Consider the following 15715-nt stretch of genomic DNA (forward strand, 5'->3'; position numbering starts at 1 on the left):
TCGGTTCATAACTGTTTGACCACGAATCGGCTCATCCGCATCCGCGTCCCTGACGGTACTGATGTGATGGTGACGATCGCCCACCACGAAACAGGCGATCACGACACTTTCCCCACCGCGGCCACAGCGTCGAGGCGGGGCCGGCGCACGAACGAAGGAGTCTCATGCTGACTGGAATTCCGTCCACCCTGGGCGACAGCTACCAGCTCAACACCACCACCCTCATCCGCCACGCAGCCACAGTCTTCGGTGATGCCGAAGTCGTCTACCGCCGCTCTGACGGGTCGTGGGGCCGATCGAACTACGCCGACGAGTACAGGCGCATGGCACAGCTCGCGCATGGTCTTGCCGACCTCGGCGTCGGTGCCGGCTCCATGGTCGGAGTCCTCGATTGGAACTCCCGGCGCCACCTCGAACTCTACTTCGCGGTTCCCGGCGTTGCCGCCACCATGCTTCAGCTCAACCTGCGTCTGGCCCCCGAAGACCTTGCCTACGTCGTCAGCCACTCGAAGTCCGACTGGATCTTCGTCGACGAATCGCTGCTGCCGGTCGCCGAGTCGCTGGCTCCGAAGCTCGATGTCAAGGGCTGGGTCGTCATGACCGACAAGCCGATCACCGAGATCGAGACGGGCCTGGACAATGTCGTCTCCTATGAAGACCTCATCGCCGACAAGCCCGAGACCTTTGACTGGCCCGTCGTCGACGAGAAGACCGCGGCCTACGCCGGATACACCACCGGCACCACCGGCCGTCCCAAGGGCGTGTACTACTCGCACCGCTCGATCTACCTGCACACCATGGGCGGTCTGGCCGCGCTGCAGGCGAGCTTCGACGACTGCATCATGCCCATCACGCCGATGTTCCACGTCCTGTCCTGGGGCTTCCCGCAGAACGCTGTGGCCGCCGGTGCCAAACTCGTCCTGCCGGGCAAGTTCGCCGCCGAGGAGTTCGGTGCCATCGCTCAGGCCTTCGTCGAGGAGAAGGTGACCCTGGCCAATGGTGCCCCTGCGATCTTCGGGCCGATGCTGCAGATGATGAAGAAGATGCCGCAGGCTCCGGATCTCTCCGGTGTCCGGTTGGTGTCCGGATCCTCTGAACCGCCGCTGTCGATGATGCGCGGGTTCAAGGAACTCACCGGCGCCGACGTCATCCATGGCTACGGTGCCACCGAAACCACTCCGCTGGCGTCGACGAACTGGAAGATCCGTCCCGGTCTCGACCTCGACGAGGAGGAGAAGTGGGATCTCAAGCGTTCGCAGGGGCTGCCGATCATCGGTGTCGAGATGAAGACCATCGATCCCGAAGGCAATGAGCTTCCGCGTGACGGCAAGTCCATGGGCGAGCTGCTCATGCGCGGCCCGTGGATCACCGAGTCCTACTATCAGCTGCCTGACAACGCCGATCGCTTCCTCGACGGCTGGTGGCGTTCGGGTGACGTCGGCACCATCGACGAGTACGGCTATCTCAAGATCACCGACCGCCTCAAAGACGTCATCAAATCCGGAGGCGAGTGGATCTCATCGATCGACATGGAGAACGCGATCCTCGACAACCCCGACGTCAGCGAGGCCGCCGTCATCGGCGTCCCCGATGAGAAGTGGGATGAGCGGCCCATCGCCTATGTCGTCGCCACCCCCGGCGCCGAGGTGACCAGGGACTCGATCGTCGAGACCCTGAGTACTCGTTTCGCGAAGTGGCAGATGCCCGACGAAGTCAGGGTCGTCGAGGAGATGCCGCGCACCTCGGTGGGCAAACTCGACAAGAAGCTGCTGCGCAAGAACTGGGAAGAGTCCTGATCGGGTGGGCCCTCGGGCTCACAGCAGCAGCCAGCCGATCACCCCGGCGCTGATCACCGTCGCCCACGCCGGGACCTTCCACATGGTCGAGGCGACGAAGGCGGCGACGGCCAGCGCCAGGGTCGCAGGCGAGGTGATCCCTTCGACGAAGACGGGGTCGTAGAGCGCGGCACCCAGCAGACCCACGACGGCGGCATTGACTCCGGTCAGTGCCGCCGTCGCCGGTTCCCAGGCGCGCAGCCGTTCCCAGAACGGCAGGATCCCGATCACCAGCAGACCGGCCGGCAGGAAGATCGCCAGCAGAGCGATGCCGGCACCGAGGATGCCGGCAGGTCCCGTCGTCATCGACGCTCCGAGGAACGCCGCGAAGGTGAACAGCGGACCGGGGACGGCCTGAGCGGCACCATAGCCGGCGAGGAACGTGTCGTGGTCGACGAGTCCCGTAGGCACGAGTTCGGCTTCGAGCAGCGGCAGGACGACATGACCGCCGCCGAAGACCAGAGCTCCGGCCCGATAGAAGATGTCGATGAGGCGAACGGTCGCGTCCCCGGTCGCCGCGGAGAGCGCGGGCAGTCCGAAGAGCAGTGCGGCGAAGGCGATGAGGGCAGCGATGCCCAACCGCCTGGCACCGCGTGAGCCGACGCGGGTCTCGGGAGCGTGAGACCCGATGGCTGCGGTCTCGGGGGCGGCCGCCTCGGCTGGGGTTTCCCGATCATCTGCACCCTTGTACGGGCGTTTCAGCCAGACCAGACCGAGCACTCCGCCGAGGACGATCGCGGCGATCTGGACGAGTGCCGTCGGCACGACCGAATCCGGGATGACGAGCATGAGGATGAGGGCGGCCGCGGCGATGCTCGCCCGCTCGGCATCGGGAGTCAGCGTTTTCGCCATCGACTGCACGGCTCCGGCGACGACGGCCACCGCGGCGGCCTTGAGCCCGAGAAGCCATCCGGCGTCGCCGAGGTCGCCGAAGGCCGAGAGCCCGAGCGCGAAGAGAGTGAGCAGAATCGCCGACGGCAGGGTGAAGCTCACCCACGCGGCGGCGAGCCCGGGCAGGCCCGCACGGCGCAGTCCGAGTCCCATGCCGACCTGGCTCGATGCAGGGCCGGGCAGCATCTGGCACAGCGCCACGAGGTCGGCAAATTCTCGGTCGTCCAACCAGGAGCGGCGGCCGACGAAGGTCTCGCGGAAATAGCCGAGGTGGGCGACGGGGCCGCCGAACGACGTCAGGCCCAGGCGCAGGAACGATCCGGCCACCTCGGCGGTGCGGGCAGGTGCAGTGGTCATCGCATCAGTGAACACGGACCAGGTAACACAGAGGTGAACTGACCACGTGAACGGGACCTCAGGGGTGGTGGAGGAGGTACGTGCCGCCCTTGAGGCAGGTGTCGACTACCCAGCCGTCGCCGACGAGGCCGGTCAGCGCGGTGCGCAGCGCCAGTCGCCACCGGCTGGCGAGCTCGGCATCCTGGCCGCGCAGATCCTCGATATCGGAAGGGAAATCCAGGGACACGTATTCGGTCTCCTTCGGCACCTCGCTCAGCAGCGGTTCCCCGCCGTCATCGGCACGCAGGCAGGGGAAGGCCGATCCGGGATCGACGACCGAGGCTCGGGCCGGACGGTCGAGCGGCCATGAGACCATCATCCGGTCGCTGGCCTGGCCGGAGTTCACTCCGTCGCGCATCTGCCCGTAGAAGTCCTCGAGGTATTCGACCATGCCGACTCCCAGGCGCTGGAAGTTGAAGTACGCATTGCGGGCGATGAGGGGGTCGAAGGTCCACGTCATCTCGGTGATGCCGAGGTTGAGGCACCACAGGCGCTGGTGCAGCTTCATTGCGGATCCGGCGCCGCGGCCGATGATCTGATGGCGGACGCCGGCGATATGCGAATGCATGAGAGTGCCCAGCGGCTGACCGAAGAAGCCGATGGTCACACCGATCATCTCGTCGGGTTCGTCGATGCTGTAGGCGGCCGAGACATAGTTTCCGGCGTGGGCGAAGGCGATGATGAGGCTGGGTTCGAACACGTTGGTGCCGGTCTCGTCGACATTCCAGACTTCGTCGAGCAGCATGGAGGCCCTGGCCGCCTCGTCGGCGGTGTGGACCTCGCGCACTTCGATGCCCGCGGTCTCTGCCGCGGCGGCGTATTCGTCCTCCGCCAGTGCGAGGATCTCCGAGTCCACTGTTCTCAGTTCTGGGTTCGCGCTCATGGTGACATTGTGCCACCCGATGCCGGCCTCGGCGGGACGCGTGCGGCAACGATTCGACTACGACGCGCGGTCGAGCGTGTGCGGCCGCACGCTTGGGCGAACGCACTCGCACGCCCCAGTGAACTCCGCCGTCGGAGCAGGTGGGACGGGTATAACCTGGACGCATGAGCTCAACAGTCGCCGTCATCGGTGCCGGAACCATCGGTCGGTCGTTCGCCTATCTCTTCGCCGGCAGCGGGTACACGGTGCGGGTCTTCGACCCTCGTCCCGACCTCGCCGAGGTGGTCGCCGAGCTGCAGGCGGAGGTCACCGCCGATGCCTCCGCCCGGAATGAGCTGGCGTCGCAGGTCGGCACCATCGACATCGCCGAGACGGTTGAAGCCGCTGTGGCCGGGGTCGTCTTCGTGCAGGAATCCGGTCCCGAGGATCCCGAATCGAAGCCCGCGCTGTTCTCCCAGATCGCCGAGGCGGCTCCGGCCGAGGCCGTGTTCGCAACGTCGTCGTCGACGATTCCGGCGTCGACGATCGCGGCAGCGCTGCCGGAGTCCGCGGCATCCCGTGTCATCGTCGGCCACCCGTTCAATCCGCCGCACCTCATGCCGCTCGTCGAGGTCGTGCCCTCACCGCAGACTTCCCAGGAGACCGTGGACGCCACGGTCGAGTTCTATCGCAGCTGCAGGCGCGAGCCGGTGGTGCTGGGGCGTGAGATCCGCGGATTCGTCGGCAACCGGCTGCAGAACGCATTGATGAAGGAAGCGATCTCGCTCGTGCAGAACGGGGTGGTCACGGTCGCGGACCTCGATGCGGTGATGAAGAATTCGCTGGGACTGCGCTGGTCGGCCATCGGCCAGTTCGAAGGAATGCACTTCGGCGGGGGAGAGGCAGGGATCCGCGGTTTCATGGACCATATCGGCCCGGCCTTCGCTGCCATCGAGGATCTGCCCGTCGACGTCGATCCCGCAGCCATGGAGGATGTCTTCGAACAGGTCGAAGAAGCCTACGGCCCGACTCCGACCCCAAGGGCCGCCGCCGTCCGCGACCGGATCCAGAAGGCGGTGCTCGACGCCCGGGGGCAAGGCCGCTGAGAGGTAGGGCCGGCCCGTCTTGGTGACGGTACAGACATTCTCACCAGCACGATTATGGAATCTTCGAGGTGGTTCCCGGCGTTATCGGTAAGACAAGTGCATTTGCGCTCCGAGGCGATCTGTCCCGGATGCTGCGATGCGATCACCTCAGGAGGAAATCACCATGGGCGGATTCTTCACCGGCGTCGAATCGTCGGGAATGATCGATTGGGCCACGATGCCCACCTACAACACGATCATGTCAGTGGCGGTCGGAGCCGGACTCCTCGCCGTCGTCCTGTTCTACCGGGAACTGCGTCGTGCCGGCGCAGCGGCCGGAACCGCTGACAGCACGGGATCGAAATGGCGCGGCGGCAGACACGTGTTCAGCACCGACGGGTGGGCACTGATCTTCGGCGTGCTGGGACTCATCCTCACCCTGACCGGTCTGCACATGACCCTGACCTGGCCGTTGGCTGCCGGCGGTTTCGCCTTCGACAACGTCATCTTCGGAGAGACGAGCCTCGCGTTCGGCGTGCTCATGCTCGCTGCCGCTTGGTATCTGTGGAAGCGCGGGGCCGACCTCAAAGCCGATGCCGACCCGCTGGGTCTGGCGGCGAACACAGTGAAGCCGCTGTCGATCTTCATCGCAGCGCTTGGTCTGGCGCTGTTCGCCATCGCGCTCGCAGGAACGGTCTACCAGCTCTTCGCCGCACCACCGCAGGAGCCGATCTCGGGTGCCTTCGCCGACTACCCGGTCATCGAGGCCACATTCATGTCGCTGCTCTTCGCGCTGGTCGGACTCGGAGCGGTGCTGTTCCCCTTCGCGGTGCGCACGGTGCTCCGCACCCCGGTCGACGCACCGGTCGGTGGAGCTGCGATCTCTGTGACCGGCGTGGTCTGGACGATCGCCGGAATCGTGTTCGTCCTCTTCGGTGCGATGAACTTCTATACGCACATCGGGCTGATCGTCAACACGATGTGACCAGCCTGTGAGGCTCAGACCGCTGCTTGGTAGAAGTATGTGGTGCGTTCGGCGATGAGACCCTCGGTGTCGAAGAGGAAGAAGTCCGCGAATCCCACCGAGGTCTCCGAACCGTCCTTGAGGCGACCGCTGAAGACGCCGCGACTGGACGCGCGGTCGCCGTCGACGATGATCTCCTGCAGCGAATGCGCACCGGATTCGATGACGCGTTCACCGTGGTAGAAGTCTGTGATCTGCTGGCCGACCATCGTCGGATAGCCGGGGCGATCATAGCTGGCGTCGGCGGCGAACAGCGCCGAGGTGGCACCCGCATCCCCGGCATCGACGGTGGTGTAGTAGCGCTTCACGAGTTCAGTCACACTGGCCATAGGACTACCGTAACAGTGACTCATGCCATAGTCGGGGCCGGCTATCGGCCCCACACCGGTGTGCCGAGCCTTCTTTCGTTGTCGGCGGCGAGCTCATTTCGCATATCTGTCATGTATCGGGTTAATATCGACCTGCTAATGATAGCGAGTCTCACTACTAGAGAGTGCGAATGATGAAACTACACCACACGATGCTCGGTTCGGCCGTGGTCGCCTCGGCGCTGCTGCTCACCGGCTGCCAGGCCGGCGACGACGCCACCGACTTTGATGCGGTCGGCAAGGACGAGAAGACCGCCGGCGCAGCAGAAGGCAAGGAAGACAAGGGGCACGCCCAGGAGCTCGCCAGCGCCCAGCCGCGGATCGTGACCACCTACGACGGCGGGATCCTCACCCTCGACGCGACGACTCTGGAGGTCATCGACGATACGAAGCTCGAAGGCTTCAACCGCCTCAACCCCGTAGGCGACGGCCGACACCTCATGGTCTCCGTCGCCGAAGGGTTCAGGCTCTTCGACGCCGGAGTCTGGACCCAGCCGCACGGCGACCACACCCATAGCTACGCCGCGGACCCACGGCTCACCGACACCGTCTTCGATACAGAACTGCCGGGACACGTCGTCAACCACGGCGAGTCCACCGTGCTCTTCGGCGACGGCGACGGCAAGATCCAGACCTTCGACACCGAAGACTTCTCTGAAGACGACCCCAAGCCCAAGGTCGCCGAGGCTGACGAACCCCACCACGGAGTCGCCGTGAAACTCGCCGATGGATCGATGCTGCATACGGTCGGCACCGAAGACGAACGATCGGGAGCGAAGGTCGTCGACGGCTCGGGCAAGGAGATCGCCCACAGCGACGACTGCCCGGGAGTCCACGGCGAAGCCGCCGCGAAGGACGACGTCATCGCGCTCGGATGCGAGGACGGAATACTGCTGTTCAAGGATGGGAGATTCGAGAAGATCGACGCCCCCGACTCCTTCGGCCGCATCGGCAACCAGTCCGGAAGCGACGAATCGCAGTACATCCTCGGCGATTACAAGGTCGACGCAGACGCCGAGCTCGAACGTCCCGAACGAGTGAGCGTCACCGATACGAAGACCAATGAACTCTCGCTCGTCGAACTCGGCGCCTCCTACAGCTTCCGCTCCCTGGGCCGCGGTCCCGACGGGGAGGGCGTCGTCCTGACCACGGACGGGAAGCTGAAGATCATCGACCCCGCCACCGCCTCGGTGACGGCGGAATACCCGGTCATCGACGAATGGGAAGAGCCCGTCGAATGGCAGAAGGCCCGCCCGACGCTCTTCGTCCAGGACGAAGTCGCCTACGTCAGCGATCCGAGGGAGAAGACGATCCGCATCGTCGACCTCGAATCCGGCGAGGTGATGGCCGAGGAGACGCTGCCGCACGCACCGAACGAACTCACCGGCGTCACGGGTTGAAGAGTCGCTGCAGGCCCGGGCGGCTGCGCGGACTGAACCCGGGTCGACACCGACGCGATACCGAACTGAACCCCACCGGCGGTGCCCTTGAGAGCACCGCCGGTCGGGCCGGCCGCCTCGGTGACGGCTGGGAATCCGCCCAGGAGGTGAGATCGCCGTTGCCGCCGCCGGGTTTCGGCCATAGCGTGGGGGATGGACCTGCGGTCACACCACCGGTGATCGCGCAACCCCGTCGAAGTGAAAGAGGACAGCCATGACCACCACGTATCGCGTGACCGACCCGGCGACCGGCCAGGTCGCCGAAGAATTCCCCACTGCCACCGATGCCGAGATCCTCGCCGCCATCGACCGTTCGGCGACGACCTTCGACGAGTGGAGCCGGACCACGGTTGCCGAACGCGCCGCACTGCTGACCCGCGTGTCCGAGATCTATGCCGAACGCGCCGAAGAACTCGCCGAGGTCATCAGGCTCGAAATGGGCAAGTCCGTGCCGGAAGGCAAGGGCGAGGTCCAGCTGAGCTCGATGATCTACAAATACTTCGCCGACAACGCTGAAGCCTTCATGGCCGACGAACCCCTGCGCGGCCCCAAGGACGCCACCGCCATGATCCGCCGCAAGCCCGTCGGCTCGCTGCTGGGCATCATGCCCTGGAACTTCCCTTATTACCAGGTCGCCCGCTTCGCTGCCCCGAACCTGGCCCTGGGCAACACCATCCTGCTCAAGCACGCCCCGCAGTGCCCCCGCTCGGCGCAGATTATGGAAGAGATCTTCATCGAGGCGGGTCTGCCCGCAGGCGCCTACATCAACATCTACGCCAGCAACGAGCAGGTCGCCGACATCATCCTGCCCGACCCGCGAAACCACGGTGTGTCCCTGACCGGGTCCGAGCGTGCCGGTGCTGCCGTCGCGGCCGAAGCCGGCAAGAACCTCAAGAAGGTCGTGCTCGAGCTCGGCGGATCCGACCCCTACATCCTGCTCGACACCGACGACGTTCAGAAGTCGGCGAAGACCTTCTTCAACACCCGCATGGGCAACACCGGCCAGGCCTGCAACTCGCCCAAGCGGATGATCGTCATGGACGACATCTACGACGACTTCGTCTCCTCCATCACCGAGGCGGCCAAGAAGAACACCCCCGCCGTTCCCGGCGAGGCAGGCTCCCGACTGTCCCCGCTGTCGTCCGTGGCCGCCGCCGATCGCTTCGTCGAGCAGGTTCAGGACACCGTCAGCGGAGGCGCGACCCTGCTTGCCGGCGGTAAGAAGTACGACGGCGGCGGAGCATACGTCGAACCCGTCGTCCTGACCGATGTGCATAAGGGCATGCGCGGATACTACGAAGAGCTCTTCGGGCCCGCCGTCATCGTCTACAAGGTCAGCAGCGAAGAGGAGGCCATCGAACTCGCCAACGACACCCCCTTCGGTCTGGGTGCCGCCGTGTTCTCCACCGACATCGCACGGGCCGAACGCGTCGGAGACCAGATCGACTCCGGAATGGTCTTCCTCAATGCACCTGAGGGCAGCCGCGAATACCTGCCCTTCGGCGGAGTCAAGCGCTCCGGCGTCGGCCGCGAGCTCGGCCCTCTGGCGATGGACGAATTCGTCAACAAGCAGCTCGTGTACAAACAGGACTGATCATTTCGCTCAGGAACCGAGGGCTCAGGGCCCGAGAGTTCAGGTTCCTAGAATTCGGTGCCCGAAGTCTCGGGTTCCCGTCGTGACCGGGTTGTGATCGCCGTCAGGGCGCTGTCTCCTACCGGGAGGCAGCGCCCTGATTGTATGCTGAGACCACGCACAGCTAATTCTCATATTTCTCAGCGGGAGGTCTCCCCATGTCGGCACCGAAGCCGTCAACCCAGGTCAACGCCGCAGCTTCAAAAGGGATCATGCGGCCGGTCAATCGATTCCTCGAACAGTGGATTCCCTCGGCGCTGACCTTCGCCATCGTCCTCACCCTCATCGTCGCGGTCCTCGCGTTCATCTTCACCGGCGCCGGCCCGGTCGACGTCATCACCGGCTGGGGCGAGGGACTGGCAGGACTGCTCGAGTTCATGACGCAGATGTGTCTGATCCTCCTGCTCGGCCACATCCTCGCCAACACCGGCCCCGTGCGGAAACTGCTCGCCTGGCTCGCCCGCGTTCCGGGCAACGCCACCTTCGCCTATGTCTTCGTCTTCCTCGTCGCCGCACTCGCCAGCCTCGTCACCTGGGGACTCGGCCTCGTCGTCGGCGCGCTGCTCGCTCGTGAGGTCGCCGTCCAGTCCCGTGACCGCGGAATCAAAGTCCACTTCCCGCTGCTCGTCGCCGCCGGTTACTCGGGGTTCGTCGTCTGGCATATGGGCTATTCGGGATCGGGCCCGCTGACCGCGGCCACTCCGGACTCCTTCCTCTCCGAATCCCTCGGCGGGAAGACGGTTCCCGTGTCGGAGACCATCTTCGCTGGTTGGAACCTGCTGGCCATCGCCGGCGTCATCATCGTCTGCGGGCTCCTCTTCTTCCTCGTCGCTCCGAAGGCCGACGCCCCCGTCTACGAACTTCCTGCTTCGGTGAGCTCGGAGAAACAGTCGCAGGTCGACGAAGAGGTCGTCACCCCGGCCGACCGCATCGACGCCTCGCGCATTCTCACTCTCATCGTCGGCCTCGCTCTCGTCGCCTACCTCATCATCCACTTCGCCCAAGGCGGGGGACTGACCCTCGACATCGTCAACTGGTCGTTCCTCGCGCTCATCCTGCTGCTCGTGCGCAACCCCTTCGAGCTCATCCACCTGACGAAGGAGGCGGCGTCGAACGTCGGCGAGATCCTCCTGCAGTTCCCGCTCTACGCAGGAATCCTCGGCATCATGTCGTCGACCGGTCTCATCGCCGTGTTCTCCGACGCCATCGTTTCGATCGCGAACCCGACCTCGTTCGGGGTTCTCGCGCTCATCTCGGCAGGACTCGTGAACTTCTTCGTTCCCTCCGGCGGCGGGCAGTTCGCCGTGCAGGGGCCGATCATGCTCGATGCGGCCAACCAGCTCGGCGTGGATCCGTCGATCGCGATCATGGCCGTGTCCTACGGCGACCAGTGGACGAACATGCTCCAGCCCTTCTGGGCGCTGCCGGTGCTGGCGATAGCCGGGCTGAAGATGCGCGACATCCTCGGTTACACCGTCATCACATTCCTCGGCTCCGGGGTGGTGATGGCGGCCGCGCTGCTCTTCGTCTCCTTCTGAGGCTCGGTGTCTGTCCATGAGACTCGACGATGCTCATGGACGAAACGAGGCGGCGGATCCGACGTGACGACGGTCGGGAAGTCCCGCCTCGGCGAGGGTGGGTCGCTGATCTGCAGATTCGCGTGGCACAACAGGGTAAGTGACCGGAAGTATCTATGTGGTAACCTCCGATGTTGGCCGTCCCCGGGGATCCGGGGATTCGGCGATGACGGAATTCCATTCAGCAACAGCCGTTGATCATGCTCGGTTGAGCACGCTGTTCGACCGGGTCCGATGCCACGACGCAACAGCGTCCGGATAAGGAGCACAACCATGTCAGCATCAGTCGACACCCCGCCGGGTGAACCGAAGGGGAACGCGAAGGGCAAGGTGAAGCCGTCGCTGCCTCCCGTGAATAAGCGGGTGTTCGTTGCGGCGGCCTTGGTGGCGCTCGCCATCACCGTATGGGCCCTCGTCTCACCGACCAACGCCGAGGCGGTCCTCGGCTCCGTCGTCGGCTGGACCTCCGATTGGTTCGGGTGGTTCTACGTCCTCCTCGTCCTCGCCGTCCTCGTCTTCGTCATCTACCTGGCGGCCTCCCGCTACGGAAACACGAAGCTTGGCCCCGAACATTCGAAACCCGAATTCGGCCTCATCGCCTGGGCGTCGATGCTCTTTGCCGCCGGCATCAGCACTGATCTCATGTTCTTCGCCGTGGCCGAACCGGTCACGATGTACCTCACCCCGCCGAGCACCGAGCCCGAGACGGTGGCCGCGGCCCGCGAATCCACTGTGTGGGCGCTCTTCCACTACGGTCTGAGCGGTTGGGGCCTCTACGCCCTCATGGGAATGGCCCTGGCCTACTTCGCCTACCGGATGAACATGCCGTTGGCGATCCGCTCTGCGCTGGCCCCGATCTTCGGCAAACGCGTCCATGGTGCTGTGGGCGAGACGGTCGACTTCGCTGCCCTGCTGGGGACGATCTTCGGTGTGGCCACTTCGTTGGGCATCGGCGTCGTCATGGTCAACGTCGGCCTCAATACGGTCTTCGGGATCCCGATCGGCACCGCCACACAGGTCGGCATCGTCGTCGTCGGAGTCGGCGTCGCCACGCTCTCTGCGGTCTCGGGTGTGGACAAGGGAATCAAGTTCCTGTCCATCCTCAATGTCGTCCTCGCCATTGCGCTGAGCCTCTGGGTGCTCGTGGCCGGAAACACGAAGTTCCTGCTCAACGCCCTCGTCCTCAACGTCACGGATTTCGTCCGTCTGTTCCCGAACATGGCCGGACAGACCTTCGCCTTCGAAGACACCGGAACATGGATGACCGATTGGACCCTGTTCTTCTGGGCCTGGTGGATCGCCTTCGCCTCGTTCGTCGGGCTCTTCCTCGCCCGCATCTCCCGCGGACGCACCATCCGCCAGTTCGTGCTGGGGACCCTGACGATTCCGTTCATCTACATCTTCATGTGGATCTCGATCTACGGAAATTCGGCGCTTGACATCATCCGCAGCGGTGATGCGAAGTTCGGCGAAGCGGTCATGGCCAGCCCCGAGGGCGGATTCTACGACCTGCTCTCCCGCTACCCGGCGTTCGCCTTCATCGCGGGTCTGGCCACGCTCACGGCGCTGCTGTTCTACGTCACCACCGCGGACTCCGCGGCCCTGGTCATGGCCAACCTGTCGTCGAACCTGCGCAATCCGTCCGAGGACGGGCGCGCCGGACTGCGCATCTTCTGGGCACTGTCGACCGGTGCCCTGACGGTGGCGATGCTGCTCGTCGGGGGTATCGGCGCCCTGCAGAACGCGACGGTGATCATGGGCCTGCCCTTCGCCTTCGTCGTCATCCTCGTCATGATCGGTCTGTACAAGGCGCTGCGGGTCGAGGCCAACCGCGTCGACAGCGTCGATACGACCCTGCCCGGCTCGTTGGCCCGTCGTTCCCGGGGCCCTGGCCACGAGACCTGGCAGCGCCAGCTCGGCCGAGTGCTGTCCTTCCCGAATCAGGCGCGTGCCCAGGAATTCGAGCAGAAGGTCCTCATCCCCACCCTCAACGAGGTGGCCGAAGAGATGGAAGACCGCGGAATCTCGTCGCGCTGCGGCCGCGTCGATTCCGAAGGTGTGTTCGTCGACGACGGCGAACTCTTCCAGTTCGAGGTCGACGGAGATGGGGAATACCCGTTCCGCTATCAGGTCTGGCCGCACAAGGTCAGTGTGCCGTCGTTCGGCGGAATGGTTCCGCGCGGAACAGGCGAGGACTACTACCGGATGGAGGTCTACCTCGATGGCGGCACCGGTCAGGGCTACGACATCATGGGCTTCTCGAAGGAGCAGATCATCGATGATGTGCTCGACCAGTACGAACGCCACGTCGAATTCCTCCAGCTGCAGGAGAACATCATCCACCGGGATGACTGACGCTGACGGGTGAGAGCGACGCCCGGGATCACTGGCCTGTTGGTCGGAGATCCCGGGCGTGGTCGTTTCTCGCACCGTCGCGGCACGACTCCCTCGCCGCGGCGGCCAGTTTCTCCCTCACCGAGGCGGCCGGACGATCTGCGGTGAGCCGAGGACGGTCAGGCGATCACCCCGCAATCACGTGGCGCAGGGTGCGGGTGACGGACAGAGCGGTGAGTCCGCTGGTGGCGGGGTTCTCCGGGCTCGGCGTCGAGCGGATGTCGAATGCGAATTCTCCGGCCGAACCGGCCGCTCGGATCCGATGGGCTGACTGGGCCTGACCGGCTGCCGCCTGGAGCACGACCCGCACTCGCTCCAATGCGGCACCGAGCAAGTTGGCATCGGACATGGCGGTGGACAGTCCACGAGTCGCCCAAGCGAGAGCGACGGCGATATTGACGTTGGCCGGAAACTTCTGGATCGCCTCGGCGGGGTTGCCCGCGAACACCGTCAAAGAACCGTCCTCGGGCAGAGGCCCCGCAGACGCTCGGCTTCGGTTTCGGACATCCACGGTCGGATAAGCCCGCTCGCCTCCTTCGACGTGGTGATTTCGACACTGTCGAGGCCACCAGCCTGAGCCGCCGCCTCGAGCACGTCGAGTCCGCCGATAGCCCCATTGGTCACATGCAGTCGGCCGGGTCCGGTAAGCAGAGCCGTGCGAGTATCAGGGTCGGCGAGGGCGCCGACGCTCGTGAGAACGAGCGGTCTGCCTGCGGCGATGGCGGCAGGTCCGAGCTCGGCGGCAGCAGGGACACCGGCACATTCGACGATGATGTCGAAACGGTCGAACATCCTCGGCGAGGGTGAGGCGTAGGGGTCGGGAAGACCAGCGAGCTCGATGAGTCGGGGGAGGTCGACCACCTTGGCGCCGTGATTCGGGCGGGCATCATGCTTGGCCCGGTCCGAGACCAAGGCGGTCAGGCGGAGCCTCCCGGAGGCGAGCTCGGGAGAGAGCAGCTGGGCGACGTGACGGCCGATGGCACCGAATCCGAGGAGGAGCACTGAGGTCATGGCCGCACCCTATCGGAGGTCACTGACATGAGGTTCAGAACGGCGAGACCATGACCTCGGGGATCAAGGAAGGGAGCGTGCCGGCAATGTCAGCAAGACGCGATACGGTTGCAGAATGGACGACGAATCACAGCCCAGCGGCTCCGGCGGAGCCGTCATCGGTGACGACGGACTGGCCCGCACCCCGTGGGCGTACGGCGATCCGATGCTGCTCGACTACTACGACAGCGAATGGGGCCTGCCCATCCACGACGAGGCGGGTCTGTTCGAGCGGATGAGCCTCGAAGGGTTCCAGGCCGGACTGTCCTGGCTGACGATCCTGAAGAAGCGGGAGCGATTCCGCGAGGTCTTCGCCGATTTCAGCCCAGACGTCGTCGCGGGATTCGGTGAAGGCGAGATCGAACAGCTGCTGGCCGACCCGGGGATCATTCGCCACCGCGGCAAGATCGAAGCCTGCATCAACAACGCCAACCGGGTCATCGAACTGCGTGAAGACGGCGGGCTCGATGCGTTCCTGTGGTCGTTCCAGCCTGCGCAGACACCACGACCGCTCACCCTCGCCGAGATCCCGACGACCGGACCGGAATCCGTGGCACTGTCCAAGGCACTGAAGAAGAAAGGATTCCGCTTCGTCGGACCGACCACGATGTATGCACTGATGGAGGCCATCGGAATGGTCGATACGCATCTGCTCAATTCCCACCGCCGAGGCACCTCCGGAGTGTGGTCGGAATGAACGATATCCGCGTCTCCGCGCTCGTCCTCCTCCACCCGCGGCGCCGCGAACTGCTCATGGTTCGCAAGGCCGGGACCACGTCATTCATGCTGCCCGGCGGAAAACCCGAAGCGGGAGAGACCGCTGAGGACACCATCGTGCGCGAGATCACCGAGGAACTCGGGCTCGACCTGGACCGGCACCGGTTGCACGCCTTGGGCACATTCGCCGCCGCGGCAGCCAATGAGGCCGATCACCGTGTCATCGGTGACGTGTTCTGCTACGACGGTCTGCCGGAGGCACTCGATGCGGACAACGTCGCACATCTGGCCGAGATCGCCGAAGCCGGCTGGTTCCCGATCTCCCCGCTGCCGGCCGACACCGAGACAAGGCAGTTCGCACCACTGACCAGAAACGAGGTGATCCCCGCACTGCACGCTGCCGGGAAGCTTGCGAGCTGACCGGCAACAAGACGCGGCCGAAGG

Annotated in this window: 14 protein-coding genes; 9 read left to right on the forward strand and 5 right to left on the reverse strand. The window is 65.0% G+C overall.

Annotated features, from left to right (window positions below; translation table 11 throughout):
• The first annotated feature begins 164 nt into the window (after window positions 1-164).
• Window positions 165-1796 (forward strand): long-chain-fatty-acid--CoA ligase, encoded by a 1632-nt coding sequence (locus BLU88_RS05750; RefSeq protein WP_092011098.1) that lies wholly within the window; start codon window positions 165-167, stop codon window positions 1794-1796.
• An 18-nt stretch (window positions 1797-1814) separates the two neighbouring features.
• Here the strand turns inward: BLU88_RS05750 and chrA are convergent, their stop codons facing one another.
• Both chrA and BLU88_RS05760 read right to left on the reverse strand, forming a co-directional pair.
• A complete protein-coding gene (chrA, locus tag BLU88_RS05755) occupies window positions 1815-3083 on the reverse strand; it encodes a chromate efflux transporter (protein WP_092011102.1) in 1269 nt (422 codons plus the stop codon).
• Between the two features lie 58 nt (window positions 3084-3141).
• Window positions 3142-4005, reverse strand: coding sequence for a hypothetical protein (locus BLU88_RS05760; protein ID WP_092011105.1), 864 nt, complete (start codon window positions 4003-4005; stop codon window positions 3142-3144).
• Window positions 4006-4169: 164 nt separating this feature from the next.
• Between BLU88_RS05760 and BLU88_RS05765 the strand changes: the two genes are divergently transcribed.
• Entirely contained in the window at window positions 4170-5090 is a 921-nt protein-coding gene (locus BLU88_RS05765) for a 3-hydroxyacyl-CoA dehydrogenase NAD-binding domain-containing protein (protein WP_092011108.1), read from the forward strand.
• 136 nt (window positions 5091-5226) lie between these two features.
• Window positions 5227-6054, forward strand: a complete 828-nt coding sequence (locus BLU88_RS05770; RefSeq protein ID WP_231939622.1) for a DUF981 family protein — start codon at window positions 5227-5229, stop codon at window positions 6052-6054.
• A 14-nt stretch (window positions 6055-6068) separates the two neighbouring features.
• Here the strand turns inward: BLU88_RS05770 and BLU88_RS05775 are convergent, their stop codons facing one another.
• Window positions 6069-6422, reverse strand: a complete 354-nt coding sequence (locus BLU88_RS05775; protein ID WP_092011114.1) for a nuclear transport factor 2 family protein — start codon at window positions 6420-6422, stop codon at window positions 6069-6071.
• 170 nt (window positions 6423-6592) lie between these two features.
• Here BLU88_RS05775 and aztD point away from each other — a divergent pair, with 170 nt between their 5' ends.
• From aztD to betT, 4 genes are all read left to right on the forward strand, one after another.
• Entirely contained in the window at window positions 6593-7861 is a 1269-nt protein-coding gene (aztD, locus tag BLU88_RS05780; RefSeq protein WP_231939623.1) for a zinc metallochaperone AztD, read from the forward strand.
• A gap of 253 nt (window positions 7862-8114) precedes the next feature.
• Window positions 8115-9494 carry an NAD-dependent succinate-semialdehyde dehydrogenase gene (locus BLU88_RS05785; RefSeq protein ID WP_092011117.1) on the forward strand — a complete coding sequence of 460 codons (1380 nt, stop codon included), beginning with the start codon at window positions 8115-8117 and terminating at the stop codon, window positions 9492-9494.
• Between the two features lie 197 nt (window positions 9495-9691).
• Complete coding sequence (locus BLU88_RS05790; RefSeq protein WP_092011120.1) at window positions 9692-11071, forward strand: short-chain fatty acid transporter; 1380 nt, start codon at window positions 9692-9694, stop codon at window positions 11069-11071.
• Between the two features lie 312 nt (window positions 11072-11383).
• Window positions 11384-13465 (forward strand): choline BCCT transporter BetT, encoded by a 2082-nt coding sequence (gene betT / locus BLU88_RS05795; protein WP_092011123.1) that lies wholly within the window; start codon window positions 11384-11386, stop codon window positions 13463-13465.
• A gap of 166 nt (window positions 13466-13631) precedes the next feature.
• Here betT and BLU88_RS18360 read toward each other — a convergent pair whose 3' ends face one another.
• On the reverse strand, window positions 13632-13952 hold the full coding sequence (locus BLU88_RS18360) for an aspartate dehydrogenase domain-containing protein (RefSeq protein WP_231939714.1): 321 nt from the start codon (window positions 13950-13952) through the stop codon (window positions 13632-13634).
• A 2-nt stretch (window positions 13953-13954) separates the two neighbouring features.
• Window positions 13955-14515: a hypothetical protein gene (locus tag BLU88_RS18365; RefSeq protein WP_197678192.1), complete on the reverse strand. Its 561-nt coding sequence runs from the start codon at window positions 14513-14515 to the stop codon at window positions 13955-13957.
• Window positions 14516-14630: 115 nt separating this feature from the next.
• On the opposite strand from BLU88_RS18365, the gene BLU88_RS05805 reads away from it, so the two are divergent.
• Entirely contained in the window at window positions 14631-15251 is a 621-nt protein-coding gene (locus tag BLU88_RS05805; RefSeq protein WP_092011127.1) for a DNA-3-methyladenine glycosylase I, read from the forward strand.
• Window positions 15248-15691 carry an NUDIX hydrolase gene (locus tag BLU88_RS05810; RefSeq protein WP_092011130.1) on the forward strand — a complete coding sequence of 148 codons (444 nt, stop codon included), beginning with the start codon at window positions 15248-15250 and terminating at the stop codon, window positions 15689-15691. Before BLU88_RS05805 ends, BLU88_RS05810 begins: the two co-directional genes overlap by 4 nt.
• Window positions 15692-15715: the final 24 nt, after the last annotated feature.

This window comes from Brevibacterium siliguriense, from assembly GCF_900105315.1.
Lineage (GTDB): Bacteria > Actinomycetota > Actinomycetes > Actinomycetales > Brevibacteriaceae > Brevibacterium > Brevibacterium siliguriense.